The organism is Shinella fusca (genome assembly GCF_014203155.1).
Lineage (GTDB): Bacteria > Pseudomonadota > Alphaproteobacteria > Rhizobiales > Rhizobiaceae > Shinella > Shinella fusca.
On sequence record NZ_JACHIK010000001.1, the window covers coordinates 129,738 to 153,346 of the forward strand.

The following is a 23,609-nucleotide window of genomic DNA, read 5'->3' on the forward strand; positions in this document are numbered from 1 at the left end:
GGCGGGCTTTGCATTTCCCTGCGCAGTCTGACAGAACGCAGGCGACCGTCCTCGTTTTCCCCGAGTCCCGCCTTGGCCGACATCGCCCTTCACGTCCTCGTCTTCCTGTTCCTTGCCGCCTTCCTTGCCGGCTTCATCGATTCCATCGCCGGCGGCGGGGGGATGATCACCATTCCCGCCATGCTGCTCGCCGGCATTCCGCCGCTGGAGACGCTGGGCACGAACAAGCTGCAGTCCCTCTTCGGTTCCAGCTCGGCGACCATCGCCTATGCCCGCGCCGGCCATGTGCGCCTTGCCGAGCAATTGCCGATGGCCGCGCTTTCCGCGCTCGGCGGCGCTTTCGGCGCGCTTCTGGCGACCGTGGTGCCGGGCGACGTGCTGAAGGCGATCCTGCCGTTCCTGCTCGTCGCCATCGCGCTCTATTTCGGGCTGAAGCCGAATATCGGCGACATCGACAAGCACCGGCGGCTGAGCGTCTTCCTCTTCACCGTCACGGTCGTGCCGCTGATCGGCTTCTACGACGGCGTGTTCGGCCCGGGCACCGGCTCGTTCTTCATGCTGGCCTTCGTGACGCTCGCCGGCTTCGGGGTGCTGAAGGCGACGGCGCACACCAAGCTCCTCAATTTCGGCTCCAATGTCGGCGCCTTCGCCGTGTTCCTGTCCTACGGCGTCATCCTGTGGAAGGCCGGCCTCGTCATGGGCGCGGGCCAGTTCCTCGGCGCGCAGGCCGGCTCACGCGTGGCGATGCGGAGCGGCGCAAAGATCATCAAGCCGCTGCTGGTCGTCACCTCCATCGCCCTCGCCATCCGCCTGATGGCCGACCCGAGCCATCCGCTGCGGGTGTGGCTGGGGTGGTGAGAGGCAGAGCTTGCCCCTCACCTGCCTGCCGGCATCCTCTCCTTGGCTGCGGGGCGAGGAACGATGGGTGCGCCGTTTTCCTCCTTCTCCCCGTTTACGGGGAGAAGGTCCCGGCAGGGGGATGAGGGGCAAATTCCCTCAGTATTCCACGCCCTGCTGCGCCTTGATCCCCGAGCGGAACGGATGCTTCAGCAGCTCCATCTCGGTCGCAAGGTCGGCGATCTCGATCAGCTCTTCCTTGGCGTTGCGGCCCGTCAGCACGACATGGGTCATCGCCGGCTTCTCGGTCTTCAGGAAGTCGATGACCGCGTTCACGTCGAGATAGTCGTAGCGCAGCGCGATGTTGATCTCGTCGAGCAGCACCATGGAGTTGCGGGGATCGCGGATCAGTTCCTTCGCCTTCTCCCAGGCTTTTTCCGCCATCGCGACGTCGCGGGCGCGGTCCTGCGTTTCCCAGGTGAAACCCTCGCCGAGCGTGTAGAACTGGCAGATGTCGGAGAAATGCGCCTCGATCAGCTCGCGCTCGCCCGTCACCATCGCGCCCTTGATGAACTGCACGACGGCGCAGGGCATCTTGTGGGCGATGTGGCGGAAGATCATGCCGAAGCCGGCGGTCGACTTGCCCTTGCCCTTGCCGGTGTGGACGATGATCAGGCCCTTCTCGTCCGTCTTCGTCGCCATGATCTTTTCGCGCGCGTTCTTCTTCTTCGCCATCTTCTCGGCGTGGCGGGCAAGCTCGGCTTCGCTCATGCCGGCGGTCTCGTCGTGGTGGTCTGTCATGTCAACCTTCCCGTTTCGGCAGGTCGTCCTCGCAATGCAGCCAGGAGACCCGCTCGTTCCAAAATCCGTGCTGGGTGATCGTTATGCCCGACGCGTCGTCGAGCGTGGCGACGTAGAGATCGACGATGCCGGGCCGCTTGTCGGTCTCATAGCTCATCGGCGAGCCGCAATTGCCGCAGAAGCCGCGCCGCACGCCCGGCGACGACGCGTAGTGCCGCAGCGTCCCGCCCGTAAACGCCAGGTCGCCCGCGGCCACGCAGAAGAAGGTGGTGACCGGCGAGGACGTGGCGCGCCGGCAGCTCTCGCAATGGCAATGGCCCGTGCTGACGACGGCGCCGGAGACAGTGTATGTCAGCGCGCGGCAGAGGCAGCGTCCGGTAAGGTGGTTCGTCACGATGCCCTCCTCCTGCCCAGCAGGTCGAGCTCGAAGCGCGCGGAGTTGGAGCGCGGCGTCCAGAGACCCCGGTCGATCGCCTCGGAAAAGCGCGCCGCCATCTCGGCGAGCGCCGCCGGGTTCTTGTCCATCAGGAAATCCCGCACGCGCTCGTCAAGCACATAGGCCTGATAGGCGGCCTCGAAATGATGGTCCTTCACCGCGCCGGTCGTGGCGGCGAAGGCGAACATGAAGTCGACCGTCGCGGCGATCTCGAAGGCGCCCTTGTAGCCGTGGCGCATGACGCCGTCGATCCATTTCGGGTTGACGACGCGGGCGCGCACCACACGGCCGATCTCGTCCTCCAGCGTGCGCACCACCGGCCGTTCCGGCCGGGAGAGGTCGTTGTGGTAGACGGTCGGCTGCTTGCCGGAAAGGTGCTCCGCGGCGGCCGCCATGCCGCCCTCGAACTGGTAGTATTCGTCGCTGTCGAGCAGGTCGTGCTCGCGGCTGTCCTGGTTTTGCACCACGGCTTGCAGGCTCTTCATGCGCGCCTCCAGCCGCTCGCGCATCGGCACGCCGTCGCCTGTCCCGTCATAGGCATGCGCACCCCATTCGAGCCAGGCCTCGGCAAGGTCGCCGCGCTCGGTCCACAGGCCCTCGTCCATCATGGTCTGGAGACCTGCGCCGTAGCCGCCGGATTGCGCGCCGAAGATGCGGAAGCCCGCCTGCCGCGCGGCCTCGTCGTCGGATGCGCCCTTTTGCATCAGCGCGGCCGCCTCGGCCCGCATGCGCGCGGCGATGGGATTGTCCGCATCGTCCTCCTCCAGCGCGCCGACGGCCCTGACGGCGCGGTCGAAGAGCGCGATCTGCTCGGGAAAGGCATCGCGGAAGAAGCCGGAAATGCGCAGGGTCACATCGACGCGCGGATGGCGCAGCATCGCCGCCGGGATGATCTCGAAGCCGGTGACGCGGCGGGAGGCCATGTCCCAGGTCGGCTTGACGCCGATCAGCGCCATGGCCTGCGCGATGTCGTCGCCGCCCGTGCGCATGTTGGAGGTGCCCCAGGCGGTGATGCCGAAGGAGGTCGGCCATTCGCCGTGGTCCTGCGCGTAGCGGGTGACGAGCAGCTCGGCCGATTTGCGCCCGAGTTCCCAGGCGGCCGGCGTCGGCACGGCGCGGCTGTCGACGGAGTAGAAGTTGCGGCCGGTCGGCAGCACGTCCGGCCGCCCGCGCGTCGGCGCGCCGGAGGGGCCTGGCTCGACGAAGCGGCCGTCGAGACCCGTCATCAGCGCCGCGATCTCGGCGGGGCCGCAGGCGGCAATGGCCGGGCGGATCGTCGTCTCGATCGCGTCGAGCACCGCGCGGGTGGCGTGCCAGCCGTCCGGGCAGGCAACCGCTCCCTCCACCAGCCCGGCGGCCAGAAGCTCGATGCGCTCCACGGTGTCGCCCTTGCTGCGCCAGGGGGCGTCGGACCGCTCCGCGAGGATCTGCGGGCGCGGGCCGTTCCACGGGTCGGAGGGGGTGCAGTCGAGCGGATCGAAGGCGGCGGGCGGGATACCCCCCTCTGCCCTGCCGGGCATCTCCCCCTCAAGGGGGGAGATTGGCTGGAAGCCCGCTCCTTTTTCCGCAGCGACGCTTGAGTTCGGGGAAGCCATCTCTCCATCGATCTCCCCCCTTGAGGGGGAGATGGCCGGCAGGCCAGAGGGGGGTGTTTCCGCACCAAACGCATCCGCCGCAATCGCCCGCTGCAGGCTCGCCTCGCCGCCCTCGCCGAGCCCGCGCGGCACGCGGGCGAGCGCCACGGTGAGGTCGGTCAAAAGCCGCCCCTCGGGCGAGACGCCGAAGACGTGAAGGCCGTCGCGGATCTGCATTTCCTTGAGGTCGCAGAGATAGGCGTCGAGCTTCTGCAGTGCCGTCTCCTCGCCGTCCGAGGTCGCAATGCCGGCATCGCGGTCGAGGCCGATGTCGCGCACGAGGTCGAGGATCTGCCTCGTCAGCAGCTTGATGCGCCGCGGATCGCCGCCCGAGGCGTCATAATATTCGTCGACGAGGGCTTCGAGGTCCTTCAGCGGGCCATAGGTCTCCGCGCGCGTGAGCGGCGGCGTCAGGTGGTCGATGATGACGGCGGCCGAGCGGCGCTTGGCCTGCGTGCCCTCGCCCGGATCGTTGACGATGAAGGGGTAGAGATGCGGCACCGGGCCGAGCACGGCTTCCGGATAGCAGTTTTCCGACAGCGCCAGCGCCTTGCCCGGCAGCCATTCGAGATTGCCGTGCTTGCCCATATGCACGATGGCGTGCGCGCCGTAGCCCTGCCGGAGGAGGGCGTAGAAGGCGAGATAGCCGTGCGGCGGCACGAGGTCCGGCGAATGATACGTCTCCTTCGGATCGATATTGTAGCCGCGCGCCGGCTGGATGCCGACCAGCGTTTCGCCGAAGCGGGCGAGCGGCAGGGCGAAGACGTCGCCGATGACGAAGGGATCGGCCTCCGGCGCACCCCAGCGAGCGGTCATTTCCGCCTGAATCGATGTCGGAAGCGAGGAGAAGAAGACCTTGTACTCCTTGAGCGAAAGCGTCTCGCGGATTTCGCGCCCGTCGCTTGCCGCATTGGTCGGCCCGGCCATCAGGTGGGCGATCAGCGCGTCGCCGTCCGCCGGCAGGTCCAGGGCCGCGTAACCCGCCGTGGCCATGGCGCGCAGCACCTCCAGGGTGCCGGCCGGCGTATCGAGGCCGACGCCGTTGCCGAGGCGGCCGTCGCGGTTCGGATAGTTGGCCATGACGAGGGCGACTCGGCGCTCTGCCGGCGCCGCGCGCCGGAGCCGCGCCCAGCCGGCGGCAAGGCGCGCGACGAAACGGATGCGGTCCTCGACGGGATCGAGGCTGACGATATTGGCCTCGACGCCATCGTCGTAGCGCGCGGCGGCCTTGAAGGAGACGGCGCGGGAAAGCACCCGGCCGTCGACCTCCGGAAGCGACACGTTCATGCCGAGGTCGCGTGCCGTCAGCCCCTGCCCCGAGGCCTCCCAGGCCGCGCGCGAGGAGCCGGAGAAAACGACCTGCAGCACCGGCGCGCCGGTCTCGTCCAGCACGGTCGGCTTGCGGTCCGCGCCGGGAGCGGAGACGGCGAAGCTCGTGGCGTTCAGCACCACCTCCGGCCGTATTTCGGTAAAGGCGGCGCGCACCGTCTCGACGGAGACGGGCTCCTTGAGGCTGGAGACGAAGAGCGGCAGCGCGCGCACGCCCTCGGCGGCCAGCGCCTCGATCAGCATTTCGACGGGACGCGTCTCGCCGCTCTGGACATAGGCGCGGTAGAAGCAGACGGCGGCAGTGGGGGCGTTACCCCCCTCTGGCCTGCCGGCCATCTCCCCCTCAGGGGGGGAGATTGGCTGGGAGCCTGCGCTTCCTATCTCAGTGACGTCTGAGTTCGGGGAAACCATCGCTCCATCGATCTCCCCCCTTGAGGGGGAGATGGCCGGCAGGCCAGAGGGGGGTACGACACCCGCAAGCCTCTGCCACGTCCCGGCATCCACCACGCCCCGTCCCGGCCACCAGATGCCGGCCTTGTCCAGCGGGGTCGCGGGCTCCGGCTTCTCGCCGCCGAAGACCAACGCGTCGGCATAGGCGAGGAAGCGGCCGGCATTGTCCGCGCCGCCCTCGGTGAGATAGGCCCAGAGGTTCGCGCGGTCTGCCTCGTCGATCCGGTTGAAGGGGATGAGCCCCTCGTCCGGCCGGTCGTCGCCGGGCAGCGCCACGAGCCGGATGCCGTTCGCCACGGCCGTCGCCAGCAGCGCCTCCAGCACGTAGCGGAAATAGCTCGCGCCGCCGAGGGCGCGGATGACGATGAGCTTTGCGTGCCGCGCCGTGCGCTCGACATAGGTATCGACCGACATGGGATGCGAGAGCGTGGCAAGGCTTGCAAGGCGAAGGCGCGTGTTTCCGCCCCGCGCGCGGTGCGCGGCGGCAACCGAGGCCAGCTCCGTGTCGGCGGCGGAGAGGAAGAGGACGTCGCCCGGCGTCTGGCCGAGGTCGATCGCCTCCCTGCCGTCGGCGATGGTGCCCTTCTGCGCTAGGAGGAGGTGCATGCGGCGCCTCCTTCCTGCGGGCGTGCCGTGGGGGTGGATCCTCGGGTCGAGCCCGAGGATGACGACAGAAGGAAGGGATGATCGAAAACAGCGACCGCTCCATATGCCGCACCGATGACGAGGCTACTTGGCCATCCATCCCCACCGTCATCCTCGGGCTTGACCCGAGGATCCACCGGCGCGGCACGCCGCGCCTGAAACACCGGAGAGGGGAACCGCCGCATGCTCACCTCGGTCACACCGCCGCGGCGATGGCGGCGCGCACGGCCTGTTCGTCCATGTCGTGCAGGCCGATGACGACGAGGCGGGTGCCGCGGGTTTCGCCGGGCGTCCAGGCGCGCTCGAAATAGTGGTCGATGCGGCTGCCGACGGCCTGGATAAGCAGGCGCAGCGGCTTGCCGGGCACATCAGCGAAGCCCTTGAGGCGCAGCACGTCGTGCTCGGCGATCACGCCCTTGAGGCGCTCGACGAAGGCGGCCGGGTCGGCGACGGCCGGCAGCTCGACGACGAAGCTGTCGAACTCGTCGTGGTCGTGCTCCTCACCGTTCTCGTGCTCCAGCTCGTGGTGCGACTTGCGGTTGGCGATGTCGTCCTCCGAGCCGACGCCGAGGCCGAGCAGGATGGCGGCGGCGACCTCGCCGTTCCTCGCCTCGATCATCGAGGGCTTGCGGGCGATGCGGGAGGCGACCTCCTCGCGCACCGTCCTTACCCCCTCGGCATCGAGAAGGTCCGTCTTGTTGAGCACGATGAGGTCGGCGGCGGTGAGCTGGTCCTCGAAAAGCTCCTCCAGCGGGCTTTCGTGGTCGAGGTTCTCGTCCTCGACGCGCAGCGCATCGACCTTGTCGTGGTCGTCGGCGAAGCGGCCGGCGGCGACGGCGGCGCTGTCGACCACCGTGATGACGCCGTCCACCGTCACCTGCGTCTTGATCTCCGGCCAGTTGAAGGCGGCGACGAGCGGCTGCGGCAGGGCAAGGCCCGACGTCTCGATGACGATGTGGTCCGGGCGGTTCTCGCGCTCCAGCAGCTTCGCCATGGTGGGGATGAAATCGTCGGCAACGGTGCAGCAGATGCAGCCGTTGGTGAGCTCGATGATGTCGTCCTCGGTGCAGGCCTCCGCGCCGCAGCCCTTCAGCACGTCGCCGTCGACGCCGAGGTCGCCGAACTCGTTGATGATGAGCGCGATGCGTTTTCCGCCGGCATTCTGCAGGAGGTTGCGGATCATCGTCGTCTTGCCCGCGCCGAGGAAGCCGGTGATGACGGTGGCGGGGATCTTCTGTTGCAGCATGGCTCAACCCTTCATTTTCAGCGGCAGTCCGGCCGCGACAAGATAGACTTCGGATGCGATGGCGGCCACCTGCTGGTGGAGCCGCCCGGCATGGTCGCGGAATTCGCGCGCCATGCGGTTTTCCGGCACGATGCCGAGGCCGACCTCGTTCGACACGAGGACGAGGCGGCCGGGCGCGGCCTTCACGGCGGCAAGGAGGCCGGCGAATTCGGCGGCGATGTCCCGCTCCTCCAGCATGAGGTTGGTGAGCCAGAGCGTCAGGCAGTCGACGAGCACGGCCCTGTCCGCGCGCGCGACGGCGGCGATGCGGTCGGCGAGCGCGACAGGCTCCTCATGGGTGACCCAGCCGAGGCCGCGGTCCTCCCGGTGGCGGGCGATGCGCTCGCGCATCTCCTCGTCCCACGCCCGGCCGGTCGCGATGTAATGGCGCTCAAGGCCGCTCTCGCCGACCAGCCGTTCGGAAAAGGAGGACTTGCCGGAGCGCGCGCCACCCAGGACGAGCACGGCGGAAGACGGGGAATGGGCCATTGCGGCCGGCTCAGGCAGGCATGGCGCGCACTATGCGGCCGGAAAAATATCTCGGTATCGCCATGACAACCTCCGTGCTGGCAACGAGGAATCCTCCCCAGGTCGGGCGACATGCCCTTTGCCGGATGGCAGGTCTCCTGGCTCGCAGCGTCGGGTGCAAGGCACCGGCGGAACGGTCTCGCCTTCCCGGAGGCAATTGCGAAGGGTGGACGATTCGTAGAAAAAGAGGCGTCCGGCCCCGGCTCATCGCATTGCCGTCCAGTGGCTTTTCCGAAGGCCGGACATGCGCCCGGCTTCCGGATGATCGTCCCTCGCCACTCTACAGTCGCGGGGTCGGCCGTGATTGCGGCGCCCGGCTTGGGTCCACCGTGTCACGTTCCCATTTATTCCCGAACCGGCTGCCGGCCCGGGAACCATCCTATTGCCGGATGATTATGCGCCCCGCCCGGCCAAGTCAATCGACCGGGAGCGCCATCGGCTGTGCCGTCGCCGCCCCGTCAGGCGGGCGCTCGCAGATGGAGTTCGGTGAGTGCCACCTGCCCCTTCTCCCCGGCGGGGAGAAGGTCGCGGCAGCGGGATGAGGGGGAGCCGCAGGCGAATACAGCACGCTTGCCCCCCTCATCCGACCCTTCGGGCCACCTTCTCCCCGAGGGGGAGAAGGGGAAAGAGGCGACCGTCTGCCATCTGCGAGGCCTCCTTTACAGGGAGACCTTTAGTAGCCGGGGATGATCACCATGCCGCCGCCGCCGCGGTAATAGCCGTCGTCGCGGTAGTAGGGGCCGTCGTAATAGCCGTCGACGGGGCCTTCCAGCACGTCGTAGTCGCGCTGGTAGCGGCGCTGGCGGTTCTGGCGGACTTCCGCGTAATCGGCGGCCCGCTGCAGCGCGCGGTATTGCTGGCGCGTGAGATAGCCGTCCGGGCGGTAGCCGGAGGCGCCCTGCCAGGCGGCGATCGCCGAGCGGGAGCGCGGGCCGAAGACGCCATCGGCGCCATGGGTGTTGAAGCCGAGCAGGCTCAGCCAGCGCTGCGCCTGCGCCCGCCCGCCGCGGCCGAGATAGGCTTCGCGCGGGTCGACCACGGGCTCCCGGCGCTCGCTGTCGAGCTTTGCCGTCGCGCTCTCGCGCTTCGGCTCGGCCTTCTGCCGCGCCGTATCGGCAAGGGCCGAGAGGCGCTCGCGCGCGTCAGCGGCGAAGCGGCCGTCGGGATAGGTGTCGAGATAGCTGCGGAAGGCCTGCTGCGTGCCGGCGACCACCGCCTTCTGGAAGGCCTCTTCCTCGCGCTTTGCCGTATCGGCCTTGCCGGCATCCTCGGTGGTGCGGGCCGCGGCGGCTTCCCCGGCGCGCTTTTCGGCTTCGCGGGTGAGGCGCGCGGCTTCCGCCGCCTTGGCCTCTGCTTCGGCGGCGGCCTTGGCGGCCTCGGCCTTCAGCCGTTCCACCTCGGCCTGCTTCTCCTCGGCGAGCTTGCGGGCGGCGGCGGCTTCCTGCTCGATCCGCGCCTTCTCGGCCGCGGCGGCCTTTTCCGCCTCCACGCGCTTTGCCTCCGCCTCGCGGCGGGCCGTGGCCTCCTGTTCGGCGCGGGCCTTTTGTGCAGCGGCAGCCTCTTCCGCCTTCAGGCGGGCAGCCTCCTCAGCCTTCGCTTTGTCGGCTTCTGCCTTCAGGCGGGCAGCTTCGTCGGCGCGGGCCTTTTCCGCCGCGGCGGCTTCGGCCTTGGCTTTCTCCTCCGCAGCGGTCTTTTCCGCGGCCAGCTTGCGCGCGGCGGCTTCGTCCTCGGCCTTCTTCGCCTCGGCTTCGGCCTTCGCCTTTGCTTCGGCAGCGGCCTTCTCGTCGGCCAGCTTGCGGGCCGCAGCTTCCTCTTGCGCCTTCTTCGCGTCGGCTTCGGCCTTCAGCCGCTCGGCCTCCGCCTTTTCCTTCTCGGCGGCAGCGGCCTTTTCCTCCGCAAGCTTGCGAGCGGCAGCGGCCTCTTCGGCCTTTGCCTTCTCGGCAGCGGCCGCTTCGTCAGCCTTGGCTTTCTCGGCGTCGGCGGTCGCCTTCGCATCGGCTTCCGCCGCCGGCCTGGCCTTGGCGGCGGCCTGGAGTTCGGCGATGCGCAGGCGCGCCATGGAGGCGAAGGTGCCGTTCGGATATTGCTTCAGGTAGCCCTCGTACTGCGCGATGTCGCTGCCGGAGGAGACCTTCTGCCAGAGAGAGAATTCCTCCTCCCAGCGTTTCCCCGCGCTTGATGTTTCCTTGCCCGACTGGGCGAAGGCTGCGGCCGGAAGGCCGGCGAGCGACAGCCCGACGAGGCTGGCCAGAACGGATCGTGCGAGAGGTCCAGAACCCATGTATTTCACCCTTTCGGATCGCGCGCAGCGTCAACGCCCGGCGGCCCGGGCGGTTCCAGGCCACTCCTTACACCCAATTCTGGCGCAACTTTGGTGCGAGAACCGGGGCGAGGAAGCCCGATGGCTGTACGTTTCAGCAGCGCGGTTTAATCAGCCGCGCCCAGAAGGCCGTCGAGCCAGCGCCGGTCGAGAACCGCTTCCAGCTCCGCCGCCACGCCGTCGAGCGCCGCATCGACGCTCGCGCGATAGTCGAAGCCGCCGCCCGCGATGCCGAAATCGGCAAGGAGCTTCGCCCGGTAGGCGTCGCTCGCAAGAAGCCCGTGGAGATAGGTGCCCATGACGCGCCCGTCCGGCGAGACCGCGCCGTCCGGCCGCCCGTCGATGCTGACGGAGGGCCGCTGCGTATCCGGCCCCGTCGTGCGGCCGAGGTGTATCTCGTAGCCTTCGAGTGGCACGTCGTATTGCAGGGACCGGGCGGTGCTGTTGCGCACGGTCTTTTCCGGCGCCATCTCCGTCTCCACGTCGAGAAGGCAAAGGCCCGCCACCTCGCGCTCGCCGCCCTCGATGCCGAGCGGATCGGTGACGCGGCGGCCGAGCATCTGGTAGCCGCCGCAGATGCCGATGACCCGCCCGCCTCGGCGCATATGCTGGGCGATATCCTTGTCCCAGCCGGCGGCGCGCAGGTCCTGGAGGTCCGAGATCGTCGATTTCGACCCCGGCAGGACGACGAGGCCGGCATCGGCCGGAATGGGTTCGCCCGGCCGCACGAAGACGAGGTCCACCTGCGGCTCGGCCTTCAGCGGATCGAGGTCGTCGAAATTGGCGATGCGCGACAGGACGGGCACGGCGACCTTCAAGGCCCCCTCGCCGCCCTTGGCAAGCCGCTCCAGCACGACGGAATCCTCCGCCGGCAGGCGCGCGGCCTCCTTCAGCCACGGCACGACGCCGAAGCAGGGCCAGCCGGTAAAGCCGCCGATCGCCGCAACGCCACTGTCGAAAAGGCTCACGTCGCCGCGGAACTTGTTGATGAGATAGCCCGTCACCATGCGCCGGTCCTCCTCCGGCAGGATGGCATGGGTGCCGACGAGCGAGGCGATGACGCCGCCGCGGTCGATGTCGCCGACGAGCACGACCGGCACGCCCGCGCGCGTCGCAAAGCCCATGTTCGCGATGTCGCCGGACCGAAGGTTGATTTCCGCCGGCGAGCCCGCGCCCTCGACCACGACGAGGTCGGCGCCGGAGGAGACCGCCTCGAAGCTCTCCATCACCGCGCCCATCAGCTTCGGCTTCAGCGCCTGGTAGTCCCGCCCCTTCGCCTGCCCGAACACCCTGCCCTGCACGACGATCTGGCTGCCGACATCCGATTGCGGCTTCAGGAGCACGGGGTTCATGTGCACGGAGGACGGCACGCGGGCGGCGAGCGACTGCAGCCATTGCGCCCGGCCGATCTCGCCCCCGTCGGCGGAGACGGCGGCGTTGTTGGACATGTTCTGCGGCTTGAAGGGGCGCACCTTCAGCCCGCGATTGGCGGCGATGCGGCAGAGCCCGGCCACCAATACCGTTTTTCCGACATCCGAGCCGGTGCCCTGAAGCATGATCGTTCTGGTCATGGCGCCCTCCCTAGCACTCCCGCCTGCCGCCGAAAAGCCCTGATTCACCGCATTCCCGCCGCAATTTCGGGCACCGCGCAGAGGCTTTTCGGCAACACTGCGCCATGCATCCGCAGCATGGCTGTCATGATATCCGATTTGCGACATGGAGCGCCGTGAACGACCATGATTTTTGCGGCCGGCAAGCCTATATCCATCTCATCACCAGCCGAGGCAAGTGGCTTCGGGTTTCAAGGACCAAGACCATGCTGTACATCTTCAGCAAGCCGAATTTCGTTCAGATCGCCTGGAACGGCGAAGCCCCCAAGAGCCAGTCCCGCGTGCGCAACCTCGTCATGGATACGCCGCTCGGCCCGCTCGGCTTCATCCGCACGCGCAACGTCGGCTGATCCTTCGGGCGCGACGTCAGGTCCGCTCGCATACGACGCCGTCTCTCTCCGGGAGACGGCGTTTTTCTTGCCCTCAGAACGGCGAAAGCCGTGCACGCCTTCCGGCGATGCACGGCTTGCCAAAATACGCATGGCGGCTTCCGACAGATACGCATCGGACGCTGAGGCACCCCGGAACGCAATACCTTATCCGGAGCGGGCGGCGGTGTCCCCCGCCGTGTCAAAACCAATAGCGGCACATCGTTACCGGACCGTTATCGGGACCTTAAGCAAAGATGAATCGCGATTTTTTTTGAAAGAATGCGAAAAAAGTTTCGCGCCCGCCCGGCGGCGCATACGGGACAGGATTTGTCCGCATCCGGCGACCATCTTTTCCATACCGGCGATCCGCCTTGCGGACATTTGCCCTCATGCGGGCAAAAGCCCAAAATTTCCGCCGAAAGGGCGCCGGTTTTCCGGCCTCGAAGCCTCCCGGAAGGTGCGCCCGCAAGGCGGCATTCCCGGCAGGAGGTTGATTTCTCAATGAGAACCCGTAGGCTGCCTGTCAGACGCACGAGGACACGTTGCCGGCGACAGGATTCCGCCGGCAGACAACAATAAGGGGCTCGGCGTCACGATAGCAGGGGGATTGGCTCGCCTCGTCTGGCATCGATTTCCCGTGGCTGTCGCAAAACGTTCGGGTAGTCGGGATAACGCAGTACCCTGCGCTGCCCTCCGGGTTGATCGCTGCATCTCAAAGACTGGGAGGTCTTAATTCATGAAGAAGCTCCTTGCTTCCACTCTCCTCGCCGCCGGCCTCTACGGCCTTGCCGGTTCTGCCCAGGCGGCGGAATGCGGCGAGGTCTCGATCGCCGAAATGAACTGGGCCTCGGCCGGCGTCGCCGCGCAGGTCGACAAGATCATCCTCGAAAGCGGCTACGGCTGCACGGTCACGCTGGTAACCGGCGACACCATGCCGACCTTCACCTCCATGAACGAGAAGGGCGAGCCGGACGTCGCGCCCGAAATGTGGGTGAACGCCGTGCGCACGCCGCTCGATGCGGCAATCGCCGAAGGCCGCCTCATCCAGCTCGCCCCGCTGCTTTCCGAAGGCGGCGTCGAAGGCTGGTGGATCCCGAAATTCCTCGCCGACGAGCATCCCGACATCAAGACGGTGCAGGACGCGCTGAAGCATCCCGAGCTCTTCCCCGCGCCGGAAGACCCGTCCAAGGGCGCCGTGCACAATTGCCCGTCGGGCTGGAACTGCCAGGTCTCGACCTCCAACCTCTACCGCGCGCTGAAGGCCGACGACGACGGCTTCGTGCTGGTCGACACGGGCTCGGCCGCCGGCCTCGACGGCTCGATCGCCAACGCCTTCGAGAAGAAGACGGGCTGGCTCGGCTATTACTGGGCGCCCACCGCCATCCTCGGCAAGTACGACATGACGCGCCTGTCCTTCGGCGTCGAGCACGACAAGGCCGACTGGGACGCCTGCACCGCCGTGCCGGACTGCCCCGAGCCGAAGGTCAACTCCTATCCGACGTCGGACGTCTTCACCATCGTGACCAAGGCCTTCGCGGAAAAGGCGGGCGTGGCCATGGACTACATGAAGACGCGCCAGTGGGACAACGGCACGGTCGGCAAGGTGCTTGCCTGGATGGGCGAGAACCAGGGCACCAACGAGGATGCGGCAAGGCACTTCCTCGAAAACTATCCGGACATGTGGACCAAATGGGTCTCGCCGGAGGTCGCGGAGAAGGTGAAAGCCGCTCTTTGACGCGCATCGGCCGGCAATCCGCGGGTTGCCGGCCCTCCCCGCGACGCACGACGGACGGGCAACGTCCGCGCACATCGGGAAAACCGGGGTCGCTAACAGCACAGTATCGAACGGCCGTTTCGTGCGATGACGGACGGCAAGCCGGGAACCAGAACAACAATATCCCTGTGCATCCGTTCGGCAGGCAACGATCCGTTGCCCGGCAGGACGGCAACTTCCGGAGACAAAGAGGGGAACAGGATGGCAGGCCTATGCGAATCAGTGCCAGGCTTTCTTTGCAAATTTCCAGCCTTCAGTGACGCCAGCGTCCGCGCGGCGAGAAAGGTCATCGACGACGGCTTCAAGAGCCTGGTCAGAAGCTATATCAACGCCATCGACGCGCTGGTCCAGCCGTTGCAATGGTTCCTGAACGATCTCGAACGGCTGTTCGTCAACTCGCCCTGGCCGTTCGTGCTGATCGTCATGCTGGGCGTCGTCTATTTCGGCAGCCGCAACATCAAGATCACCATCGGAACCGCCGTCTCCATGTTCGCCATCGGCCTCATGGGCCTTTGGAACGACACGATGGTGACGCTCGCCATGGTGACGGTCTGCACGCTGATCGCCGTGCTGATCGGCATTCCGATCGGCATCCTCATGGCGCGGTCGGACCGGGTGCAGGCCTTCGTCAACCCCATCCTCGACGTGATGCAGACGATGCCGAGCTTCGTCTACCTCATCCCCGTCGTCATGATCTTCGGCATCGGCAAGGTGCCGGGGCTGATCGCGGTCGTCATCTACGCCATTCCGCCCATGATCCGCCTCACCAACCTCGGCATCCGCCTCGTCGACAAGGAAGTGCTGGAGGCCGCCGACGCGTTCGGTTCCTCCGGCTGGCAGAAGCTCAGGAATGTGCAGATGCCGCTCGCCCTTCCCACCATCATGGCCGGCATCAACCAGACGATCATGATGTCGCTCGCCATGGTCGTCGTCGCCTCGATGGTCGGCGTCGGGGGGCTCGGCAAGAACGTGCTCCAGGCCATCAACAACCAGTTCTTCACGGTCGGGTTCCTCAACGGGTTCGCGCTCGTGGCCATCGCCATCATTTTCGACCGCACGAGCCAGGCCTATGGCCGGCGCCTGCAAAAGCACTCGGAGGTAATTCATGGTTAGTCATGCAATCGAGGTCCGCAACCTCTACAAGATTTTCGGGCCCCGGGGCGGGGACTATGTCGATGCCGTCAAGAACGGCCTGGGCAAGGCCGAGCTGAACCAGAAATACGGCCATGTGCTCGGGCTTCGCGACATCAACATCTCCATGCCGGCCGGCGGCATCATGGTGGTGATGGGCCTTTCGGGCTCGGGCAAGTCGACCCTCATCCGCCACATCAACCGGCTGATCGACCCGACCGCCGGCGAGGTGCTCTACGACGGCGTCGACGTGTGTCGGATGAACGAGAAGGACCTGCGCGAATTCCGCCGCCACAAGACGGCGATGGTCTTCCAGAAATTCGCGCTGCTGCCGCACCGCACGGTGCTGGAGAACACCGTCTACGGCCTCGAGATCCAGGGCGTGTCGTCCGGCGAGCGGGAAAAGCGCGCGAAGGAGTGGATCGCCCGCGTCGGCCTTGCCGGCTTCGAGAACCATTATCCGAACCAGCTTTCGGGCGGCATGCAGCAGCGCGTCGGCCTTGCCCGTGCGCTGACCAACGACGCCGACATCCTGCTCATGGACGAAGCCTATTCGGCGCTCGACCCCCTGATCCGCGTCGACATGCAGACCGTTCTCCTCGAATTGCAGAAGGAACTGAAGAAGACGGTCGTCTTCATCACCCACGACCTCGACGAGGCGCTTCGCCTCGGCGACAAGATCGCGATCCTGCGCGACGGCATGGTCGTCCAGCAGGGCACCGGCCAGGAGATCGTGCTGAACCCGGCCGACGACTACATCACCGCCTTCGTCAAGGAAGTGAACCGCGGCCGCGTCGTCAATGTCGAGACGATCATGGCCCCGCTCTCCGGCAATCCGGAAGGCATGCCGATCGCCAAGGGCACGGTGCTGGAAAGCGCCGCCCGCGCCATGACTTCCGCCAACCAGACGCTGGCCCATGTCGTCGACGAGGCCGGCAAGCCCCTCGGCGCCCTCACCCTCAGCGCCGTCATCGCCGCCATGGTGACCCAGGCGACCGACGAGGCGCAGGCCGCCTGACCGCACAAGACAGAGGGCGCCGTGACGGCGCCCTCATCGTTTTGGGGCGCCGGCGCTTGTTGTCTCTCGTGCACTACCGTCTCCTCCAAACAAGCCCGAGCATGACGACGGAACGGGAAACGCCGTTGCAATCACATAAAGAAATCTTTATATGATGCGACAAACAGAAGGATACGCCGATGACCGCCACGAACCCGCTTGCCGCGCTTCTTGCCGAAAAGCCCTTCCTGCTTGCCGACGGGGCGACCGGGACCTCGCTCTTCGCGATGGGCCTTGAGGCCGGTGAGGCGCCGGAACTGTGGAACGAGGCGAAGCCCGAGAACATCACGAAGCTGCACCAGGACTTCGTCGATGCGGGCGCGGACATCATCCTCACCAACACCTTCGGCGGCACGCGCCACCGCCTGAAGCTGCACCACGCGGACGACCGCGTCTTCGAACTCAACAGGAAGGCCGCCGGGATCGCCCGCGCCGTCGCCGACAAGGCGCCGCGCAAGGTCATCGTCGCCGGCTCCGTCGGCCCCACGGGCGAGCTGTTCGAGCCGCTCGGCGCCCTTACCCATGACGATGCCGTCGCCGCCTTCGCCGAGCAGATCGAGGGCCTCAAGGCCGGCGGCGCGGACGTCGCCTGGATCGAGACCATGTCTTCGCCGGAGGAAATCCGCGCGGCGGCGGAAGCGGCCACCAAGGTCGGCCTGCCCTTCGTCTATACCGGCTCGTTCGATACGGCCGGCAAGACCATGATGGGCCTGCATCCCAAGGATATCCACGGCGTCGCCGGCGATATCGGAACGGGGCCGCTCGCCGTCGGCGCCAATTGCGGCGTCGGCGCCTCCGACATCCTCTCCTCGCTCCTCGACATGACGGGCGCAGACCCCTCCGCCACGGTGGTGGTGAAGGGCAATTGCGGCATCCCGGAATATCGCGGCGCCGAGATCTACTATTCCGGCACCCCGCCGCTGATGGCCGAGTATGCCCGCCTTGCCCGCGATGCCGGCGCGCGCATCATCGGCGGCTGCTGCGGCACCTCCTGCGAGCATCTCGCCGCCATGCGCGTCGCGCTCGATGCCCACGAGGTGCGCGAGCGCCCGACACTGGAAACCATCATCGAGACGATCGGCCCGCTGCGCAACAAGACCGCCAACGAGGGCGGCACCGCTCCCGCCCGCGAACGCGGCCGGCGCCGGAGCTGACCGAAGGCCCCTCCCTAAATCCCTCCCCACAAGGGGGAGGGACGTACCTTGCGGCAATCGCGGCGGAAATTTCTTAGGGAGAAACAGGCTACCAGCCTTTCTCCCCCCTTGTGGGGGATTTGCCGGCAGGCAGAGAGGGTCTTTACACTTCCTCCAGAAATTCCCGCCAGGCCGCAAGCCCCGCGTCGATGTTCTTTCGGCCGATGCCCACGCGGAAGCGGTCCGCCGGCACCGGCAAGAGGTCCGAGGCGTAGAGGCTGGAGGGTAGCAGCAGCACGCCCTTTTCCTCCACCAGTCGCCGGCAATGCTCCTCCACGCCATCCGCCCCGCGATAGCGCGCGAAGGCCACGCAGCCGCCGTCCGGAGCGGTCCATTCGTAGAGATGCGGGTACTCGGCGAAGAAGCTGTCCAGCTTGCCGATGTTTTCCGCACAGAGCGCGCGGTTGCGGGCGAAGATCGTCTCGCGCGCCTTGAGCGCGATGCCGGCCAGCACCTCCGAGGGGCGCGCGTTGCAGATGGAAAGATAGTGCTTCATCTTCTCCATGCGTTCGAGCAGCGCATGGTCGCGGCTGGCGATCCAGCCGATGCGCAGGCCCGGCAGGCCGTAGGCCTTGGACATGACGTTGAGCGAGATGCCCCTGTCGAAGAGGTCCGCCGCCTGCGGCAGGCGCTTTGCCGCGTCGACCTCCAGCCCGCGATAGACCTCGTCGGAAAAGAGATGGATGCCGCGCTCGGCGCAGAGCGTAACGAGGCCGCTGAAAATCTCCGGATCGGCGATGGCGCCGGTCGGGTTGTTCGGGAAGTTGACGGCAATGAGCTTGGTTTCCGGACGGAGCGCGGCGCGTACATCATCGAGATCAAGCTGCCAGCGGTTTTCCGGCCGCAGCGCCACGCCCGTCACATTGCCGGCGATGGTGACCGGCATCGTCTCCATCGACTGGTAGTTCGGCACGGTGACGATGGCATGGTCGCCCGGGACAAGCAGCGCCAGCATGGCGCAGTAAAGCCCCTCTTCCGCGCCGGCGAAGGTGAGGATATCGGCGCCGGACAGCGTGTCGTAGGTCGAGGCGATGGTCTCGCGCAGGACCGGCGCGCCCCAGGTCTCGGTATAGCCGAGCGAGACGCGCTCCCACGCCTCCAGGTCCTCCGGGCCGGCGAGTGCCAGAAGCGCCGCCATGGTCATCGTCTCGGCGTCGCTCGCGGTCATGTGGTGGCGCGCGGAAAACTCCCAGCGCGAGAAATGGGTTTCGAGGCGGAAATCCGGCAGCGTTGTCACGGGGTCTCGTCCTTGTCGTTCGGCCGCCGGGCTTCGGCGAGGTAATTGTAGATGGAGGCGCGCGAGGCGCCGATGAGGCCGGCGAGATGATCGACGGCATTGCGGGTGGCAAAGAGGCCCCGCGCATCGAGCACGGCTACCAGCGCCACGCGCTCGGCCTTGCGTAGCGCCGAAAGGGAAAGCCCCTGCCCGCGCAGCCAGTCGTGCAGCGCCGTATTGATCTCCTCCCGCCAGTCGCCGGCAAAGAGCGAGGGCGGCCGCGGCGCCGGGGTGCCGGCAAAGGCGGAAAGCATCTTCGCCGCCGCATCGAAATGCGAGACGTCCATGTTGATGCAGAGGAGGCCGGTGGCGCGCCCCTCCCCGTCCCGCAGCACGGCCGTCACCGATTTCAGGCGGCGGCCGTCCGCGCCGGTCTTCTCGTAGGGGCCGTAGACGCCGTCGTCCCCGGCCGCCTGTGGCTCATCCTCCACCAGAGATTCCATGCCGGGCCTGCGCCCGGAAAAGGCGTTCCAGATGCCGGCGATCCGCCCCGTTTCGAGATCGTGCAGCACGACCTCGGCATGAGGGTGAAGGAGGGTCGAGACGGCCGCGGCCGTGGCGGCATGCTGGCGGAGTAGCGTTTCGGCATTCGTTCGGGTTTGCATGGCGGCAAACAAACCTATCGTGGATATTTTGTCAATGTTAGATTTTAAATCCAAAATGCCAAGCCACGCTTGCGGCGCTTTCCGCCGCGTCCTATCCAGAACGGAGACGATTCTGGGGGAATGCCATGAGTGCCGATCTTGCAGCCTTTCCGGACCGGGCGACCGTCGCCGACAAGCTCGGCGCGCTCGGCGAAGGCGACGAGGCTTATCTGCGCCTTCTGATGGAAAATCCGCAGCAGGACGAGAACCTGCTGGAAGGCCTTGCCCTCCACCTCGATCGCGCCGCGACGGCCCGCTTCCTCAATTCGCTGAAGCTGGAAAGGCTCGGCGAATGGCTGGGCGATGCCGCGCCCGCCCGCCTGCAGATCCGCCTCATGGAAATCGCCCGCTCCAGCCAGCATGCCGCCTTCGCTGCCTTCCGCGCCGGCCTCGCCCGTTCCGGCGGTCTCGAACGCGCCTATCCGAAAGCCTGACCGGCGGCCGCCAGCGGCCCGAAGGACGTGCGGATCATGTCGGCCATGCCGTCGATCGCCGCCCCGCTGCGGCGCGGATTGCGCTTGAGCACGACGCGCGAGGAATCGATCGGCGGAAAGCCGTCCGCCGCCGTCAGCTCCCGCGTGCCCGGCGGCAGGGTGCTGCGCGAGAGCGGCGCAACGGCGAGCCCGCTCGTCACCGCCGAGCGCAGCCCGCCGCTCGTATCGCAGGTATAGGCGATGCGGTAGGGAATCGCGTGCCGCTCCAGCGAGCGCAGCGCAAATTCCCGGCACCAGTTCGACCGCCAGTAGACCGCGACCGGCATCGGCCGCTCCAGATGCCGGCTATGGGCAACGGACGTGACCCAGACGGTCGGATCGACCGCCAGCACCTCGCCCGAAATGCCGTCGCACCAGTCGAAGATCACGGCAAGGTCGAGCTTGTCCCCCTCGAGCGCGGCAAGCTGCTGGGCGGTATAGCCGCACAGCACCGTCACCTCCGTTCCCGGATGGCTGCCGGCGAAGGCGGCGAGCGCGGCGGGCAGGACCGTCTGGTTGTATTCCTCGGGAATGCCGACCCGCACCGGCCCGTCGAGCGGGGCCGTGCGCATGGCCGCCGTCGTCTCGTCGACGAGGCCGACGATGCGCCGCGCATAGGGCAGGAGCCGCTCGCCGTCCGCCGTCAGCCCCACGCCGCGCGGGCCGCGCTCGAAGAGCACGGAGCCCACGAAATCCTCCAGCTTGCGCACCTGCATGCTGACGGCCGATTGCGTCCGCCCGAGCCTTTCGGCCGCATGCGTGACGTTTCCCGCCTGCGCGACGGCAACGAAGATGCGCAGGAGATCGCTTTCGAGAGGAGGATACATGGCGCCATCGCTTTTCCTGATACCTGCCATCATCGCTATTCGTTTGTGAAATGTCTACGGCTTTGCTTGGCTTTGCGCAGAAGGAAAGGCGCAGGGCATGACGATTCTGAGGATGTTGCGGGAAATATGGGAGCACTATCGCCGGGAAAGGGCGGAACGGGCGGCGCTGCGGCTGCTCGTCGCGCGCGGGGACAGGCGCCTGCTGCGCGATGCCGGGCTGGTACTGACGGATGGGGACCGCTGCGAGCCCCTGCCGCGAGCGAAAGAGAGGCGCTGGACCGCGCCCCTCATCCGACTGCCGCCACCTTCTCCCCGCAAGCGGGGCGAAGGGGATGGTGCGCCATTCTCCCAAAACAACGGGCCTCGGAAGGAAGGAAAAGACCTCGGCTGGTTTCCTTCTCCCCGCCTGCGGGGAGAAGGTGGCCGACAGGCCGGATGAGGGGCAACCCCACTCACTCCGCCTTCTCCCCCGCAAGCCCGCCGGCCAGCCGCACGAGCTTCAGGAACTCCGCCCGGTAGCCGAACGGGTCGCTTCCCCGTGCCGCTTCCGCCAGCCCGAGGATCGAGCCGTAGGCGTAGTCCTGCAAGGCCGGCACGCCCTTGAGCTTCTGCCCAAAGGCGGCGACGGCGACGGAGAAGCGGACGTCGGCGGAGGCGGCATCCACACCGGCGACCGTGTTTGCATCCGTCACCGGCATGGTGACCAGCTCGCTCGTATCGCCGTCCGGCTTTTTCCAGCGCATCTTGAGGAACGCGAGCTCGCCGCCGTCCGCAGCCGGCTCCGCCTCCTGCTTCCCGTAGCGCAGCGGATCGTTCAGCACCGCAGGGCTGCCCTTCGGCGTCACCTCGTAGATCGCGGTGACGCGGTGGCCGGAGCCGATGTCGCCGGCATCCACCTTGTCGTCGTTGAAGTCCTCGCGGTTCAGCGCCCGCGTCTCGTAGCCGATCAGGCGGTATTCGGATATGCGCGCCGGGTTAAACTCGACCTGGAATTTCACGTCCCTGGCGATGGGGAAGAGCGAGGCGCCCGCCTCCTCCACCAGCGTCTTCTGCGCTTCGGCGAGCGTGTCGATGTAAGCGGCCGTGCCGTTGCCGTTCTGCGCCAGCGCCTGCATCAGGCCGTCGTTGTAGTTGCCGCGGCCGAAGCCGAGCACGGAGAGGAAGATACCGCCCTTGCGGCGCGCCTCGATGAGGCGCTTCAGGTCCTCGTCGCTCGAAGCGCCGACATTGAAATCGCCGTCCGTCGCCAGCATGACGCGGTTGACGCCGTCCTTCCGGAACGCTTTCTCCGCCAGCCTGTAGGCCGTTTCGATCCCCTCCGCGCCGGCCGTCGAGCCGCCCGGCTGGAGATCGTCGATGGCGTCGAGGATCTTTTCCCGCTCCTTCGCCGCGGTCGGCTCCAGCACCACGCCGGCATTGCCGGCATAGGTGACGATCGACACCGTGTCCGTATCCTTCAGCTTGCCGACGAGCAGGCGGAAGGCGCTCTTCAGGAGCGGCAGCTTGTCCGGCGTGTCCATGGAGCCCGAGACGTCGATGAGGAAGACGAGATTGGCGGCCGGCTCATCCGCCGGCACCATGTCGAAGCCCTTGATGCCGATATGCAAAAGCTCCGTGTTCCTGTTCCACGGCGTCGGCATGACGGTGACGGTGGCGTTGAACGGCGTTTCCGCCGTCTCGGGTCCTTTCCAGTCGTAGGGGAAATAGTTGACCAGCTCCTCGACGCGCACGGAATCGGGGTCCGGCAGGCTGCCGGACAGCAGCGAACGGCGGACATAGGAGTAGGAGGCCGTATCGACATCCGCCGAGAAGGTGGAGACAGGATCGGTCGCGACGCTCTTCACCGGGTTCGGATCGGCCGAGGCGAAGCGCTCGCGGTTTTCCGCCGGCAGCGGCATAGCATCGGAAGGCTGCATCGCCATCCGGCTCAGGCTCTGCACGGTGGCGGCCCCGCCGACCGCCAGCGGTTCCGGCATGGCGGCAACGGCCTCCTCCTCGCGGCTTTCGGCAAGCGGCGCGGGCTCGGCGCTATCGGCCGCGACCTTCATCTCCGCTTTCGCCTTTTCCGCGACCTGCCTGCGGGCGCGCTGCTCTTCATCCGCCGGCTTTGCAGCAATCGTCGTCTGCGCGTCGAGCGTGACCGTGCCGCTCTTCACCAGTTCGTAGGTGACAAGGCCCGCGGCGGGCACTACGAGGAGAGTGGCAAGGGCCGAGCCGGCCAGAAATCTGCGGTTCATGATGGGGCTCCATATCCGGTTGAAGATGGAGCTTCGACGCCCGCCGGCGGCCGAACCTTGGGGGGCATCCGATGTTTTTTCCGCCCCGTGGAAAGCCTGCATGGCGGCGGCGAGCGCCGCGGCCCGGGCCGAGGCGTCGGCCGCCGGCGGGGTGCGGCGGGAAAGTCTGTTAAGGTCGAATTCGGTCATCGTCCGTCCTTCCGTCACGCGGCCGCATCGCGCAAAAGCACCTTCAGGCGCTTGCGGGCCTCGTGCACATGCCAGGAAATCGTCGTTTCGGCGCAGCCGAGCACATCGGCCGCCGCCGCGTGGCTGAGCCCCTCGCCGTAGATGAGCAGCACGGCGTCGCGCTGCTTTTCGGGAAGCTGGCGCACGGCCTCCCACAGCGCCTCGCCGGCATCCTCGTCGGGTCCGCTCTCCAGAACGGCTTTCTCGCGCGAATAGGCGGCCTCGCGCCATTCGGCGCGGCGGCGCTTGCGCATCTGGTCGCGCGCGGCATTCAGCGTCACCGTATAGAGCCAGGTGCCGAAGCGGCTCGCCCCCTTGAAGCCGCGGATGGCGCCGGCAAGGCGTATGCACACCTCCTGCGCCACGTCCTCGGCATCCTGCCGGTCGCCGCACCACCGCCAGGCGACGGCATGGATGAAATCATAGCGGCTCTCGACCAGCGCGGCGAAGGCCTGCCTGTCTCCCGAAGCCGCCTTCTCGACGAGTTCTGTTTCCACGGGTCCATCCCGGTTGGTGCACACTT

At 67.3% G+C, this 23,609-nt stretch carries 19 protein-coding genes and 1 riboswitch; of the genes, 7 read left to right on the plus strand and 12 right to left on the minus strand.

Annotation, left to right across the window (positions count from 1 at the left end; all coding sequences use genetic code 11):
* Positions 1-72: 72 nt before the first annotated feature.
* Entirely contained in the window at positions 73-858 is a 786-nt protein-coding gene (locus HNQ66_RS00630; protein ID WP_184139812.1) for a TSUP family transporter, read from the plus strand.
* A gap of 138 nt (positions 859-996) precedes the next feature.
* On the opposite strand, the gene cobO is transcribed toward HNQ66_RS00630, so the two are convergent.
* The 7 genes from cobO to HNQ66_RS00665 form a co-directional block, all read right to left on the minus strand.
* A complete protein-coding gene (gene cobO, locus HNQ66_RS00635; protein ID WP_184139814.1) occupies positions 997-1,638 on the minus strand; it encodes a cob(I)yrinic acid a,c-diamide adenosyltransferase in 642 nt (213 codons plus the stop codon).
* A 1-nt stretch (position 1,639) separates the two neighbouring features.
* On the minus strand, positions 1,640-2,032 hold the full coding sequence (locus HNQ66_RS00640; protein ID WP_184139816.1) for a GFA family protein: 393 nt from the start codon (positions 2,030-2,032) through the stop codon (positions 1,640-1,642).
* Positions 2,029-6,093, minus strand: a complete 4,065-nt coding sequence (gene cobN, locus HNQ66_RS00645; RefSeq protein ID WP_184139818.1) for a cobaltochelatase subunit CobN — start codon at positions 6,091-6,093, stop codon at positions 2,029-2,031. Before cobN ends, HNQ66_RS00640 begins: the two co-directional genes overlap by 4 nt.
* Positions 6,094-6,328: 235 nt before the next feature.
* Entirely contained in the window at positions 6,329-7,378 is a 1,050-nt protein-coding gene (gene cobW, locus HNQ66_RS00650; protein WP_184139821.1) for a cobalamin biosynthesis protein CobW, read from the minus strand.
* Between the two features lie 3 nt (positions 7,379-7,381).
* Positions 7,382-7,906, minus strand: coding sequence for a bifunctional adenosylcobinamide kinase/adenosylcobinamide-phosphate guanylyltransferase (gene cobU / locus HNQ66_RS00655; RefSeq protein ID WP_184139823.1), 525 nt, complete (start codon positions 7,904-7,906; stop codon positions 7,382-7,384).
* Positions 7,907-8,016: 110 nt separating this feature from the next.
* Positions 8,017-8,339, minus strand: a riboswitch (cobalamin riboswitch).
* Positions 8,340-8,618: 279 nt separating this feature from the next.
* Positions 8,619-10,226: a peptidoglycan-binding domain-containing protein gene (locus HNQ66_RS00660; RefSeq protein WP_184139825.1), complete on the minus strand. Its 1,608-nt coding sequence runs from the start codon at positions 10,224-10,226 to the stop codon at positions 8,619-8,621.
* Positions 10,227-10,372: 146 nt separating this feature from the next.
* Positions 10,373-11,836 (minus strand): cobyric acid synthase, encoded by a 1,464-nt coding sequence (locus tag HNQ66_RS00665; RefSeq protein ID WP_184139827.1) that lies wholly within the window; start codon positions 11,834-11,836, stop codon positions 10,373-10,375.
* Between the two features lie 245 nt (positions 11,837-12,081).
* On the opposite strand from HNQ66_RS00665, the gene HNQ66_RS00670 reads away from it, so the two are divergent.
* From HNQ66_RS00670 to bmt, 5 genes are all read left to right on the plus strand, one after another.
* A complete protein-coding gene (locus tag HNQ66_RS00670) occupies positions 12,082-12,225 on the plus strand; it encodes a hypothetical protein (protein WP_184139829.1) in 144 nt (47 codons plus the stop codon).
* Between the two features lie 757 nt (positions 12,226-12,982).
* Positions 12,983-13,981 carry an ABC transporter substrate-binding protein gene (locus HNQ66_RS00675; RefSeq protein WP_184139831.1) on the plus strand — a complete coding sequence of 333 codons (999 nt, stop codon included), beginning with the start codon at positions 12,983-12,985 and terminating at the stop codon, positions 13,979-13,981.
* 240 nt (positions 13,982-14,221) lie between these two features.
* Positions 14,222-15,133 carry an ABC transporter permease gene (locus HNQ66_RS00680; protein WP_184139833.1) on the plus strand — a complete coding sequence of 304 codons (912 nt, stop codon included), beginning with the start codon at positions 14,222-14,224 and terminating at the stop codon, positions 15,131-15,133.
* Complete coding sequence (locus HNQ66_RS00685; protein WP_184139835.1) at positions 15,126-16,169, plus strand: quaternary amine ABC transporter ATP-binding protein; 1,044 nt, start codon at positions 15,126-15,128, stop codon at positions 16,167-16,169. The genes HNQ66_RS00680 and HNQ66_RS00685 overlap by 8 nt, the downstream gene beginning before the upstream one ends.
* Positions 16,170-16,348: 179 nt before the next feature.
* Entirely contained in the window at positions 16,349-17,362 is a 1,014-nt protein-coding gene (bmt, locus tag HNQ66_RS00690) for a betaine--homocysteine S-methyltransferase (RefSeq protein ID WP_184139837.1), read from the plus strand.
* A gap of 142 nt (positions 17,363-17,504) precedes the next feature.
* Here the strand turns inward: bmt and HNQ66_RS00695 are convergent, their stop codons facing one another.
* Both HNQ66_RS00695 and HNQ66_RS00700 read right to left on the minus strand, forming a co-directional pair.
* The gene (locus HNQ66_RS00695) at positions 17,505-18,638 is read right to left on the minus strand and encodes an aminotransferase class I/II-fold pyridoxal phosphate-dependent enzyme (protein ID WP_184139839.1); all 1,134 of its coding nucleotides are present in this window, start codon (positions 18,636-18,638) and stop codon (positions 17,505-17,507) included.
* On the minus strand, positions 18,635-19,282 hold the full coding sequence (locus tag HNQ66_RS00700; RefSeq protein ID WP_184139841.1) for a helix-turn-helix transcriptional regulator: 648 nt from the start codon (positions 19,280-19,282) through the stop codon (positions 18,635-18,637). The genes HNQ66_RS00695 and HNQ66_RS00700 overlap by 4 nt, the downstream gene beginning before the upstream one ends.
* Positions 19,283-19,407: 125 nt before the next feature.
* On the opposite strand from HNQ66_RS00700, the gene HNQ66_RS00705 reads away from it, so the two are divergent.
* Positions 19,408-19,755, plus strand: a complete 348-nt coding sequence (locus HNQ66_RS00705; protein ID WP_184139843.1) for a hypothetical protein — start codon at positions 19,408-19,410, stop codon at positions 19,753-19,755.
* On the opposite strand, the gene HNQ66_RS00710 is transcribed toward HNQ66_RS00705, so the two are convergent.
* The 3 genes from HNQ66_RS00710 to HNQ66_RS00720 form a co-directional block, all read right to left on the minus strand.
* Positions 19,740-20,621 carry a LysR family transcriptional regulator gene (locus HNQ66_RS00710; RefSeq protein WP_184139845.1) on the minus strand — a complete coding sequence of 294 codons (882 nt, stop codon included), beginning with the start codon at positions 20,619-20,621 and terminating at the stop codon, positions 19,740-19,742. The two genes, HNQ66_RS00705 and HNQ66_RS00710, sit on opposite strands and share 16 nt — an antisense overlap.
* A gap of 452 nt (positions 20,622-21,073) precedes the next feature.
* Entirely contained in the window at positions 21,074-23,047 is a 1,974-nt protein-coding gene (locus tag HNQ66_RS00715; protein ID WP_184139847.1) for a vWA domain-containing protein, read from the minus strand.
* A 14-nt stretch (positions 23,048-23,061) separates the two neighbouring features.
* Positions 23,062-23,583, minus strand: coding sequence for a sigma-70 family RNA polymerase sigma factor (locus tag HNQ66_RS00720; protein ID WP_184139849.1), 522 nt, complete (start codon positions 23,581-23,583; stop codon positions 23,062-23,064).
* Positions 23,584-23,609: the final 26 nt, after the last annotated feature.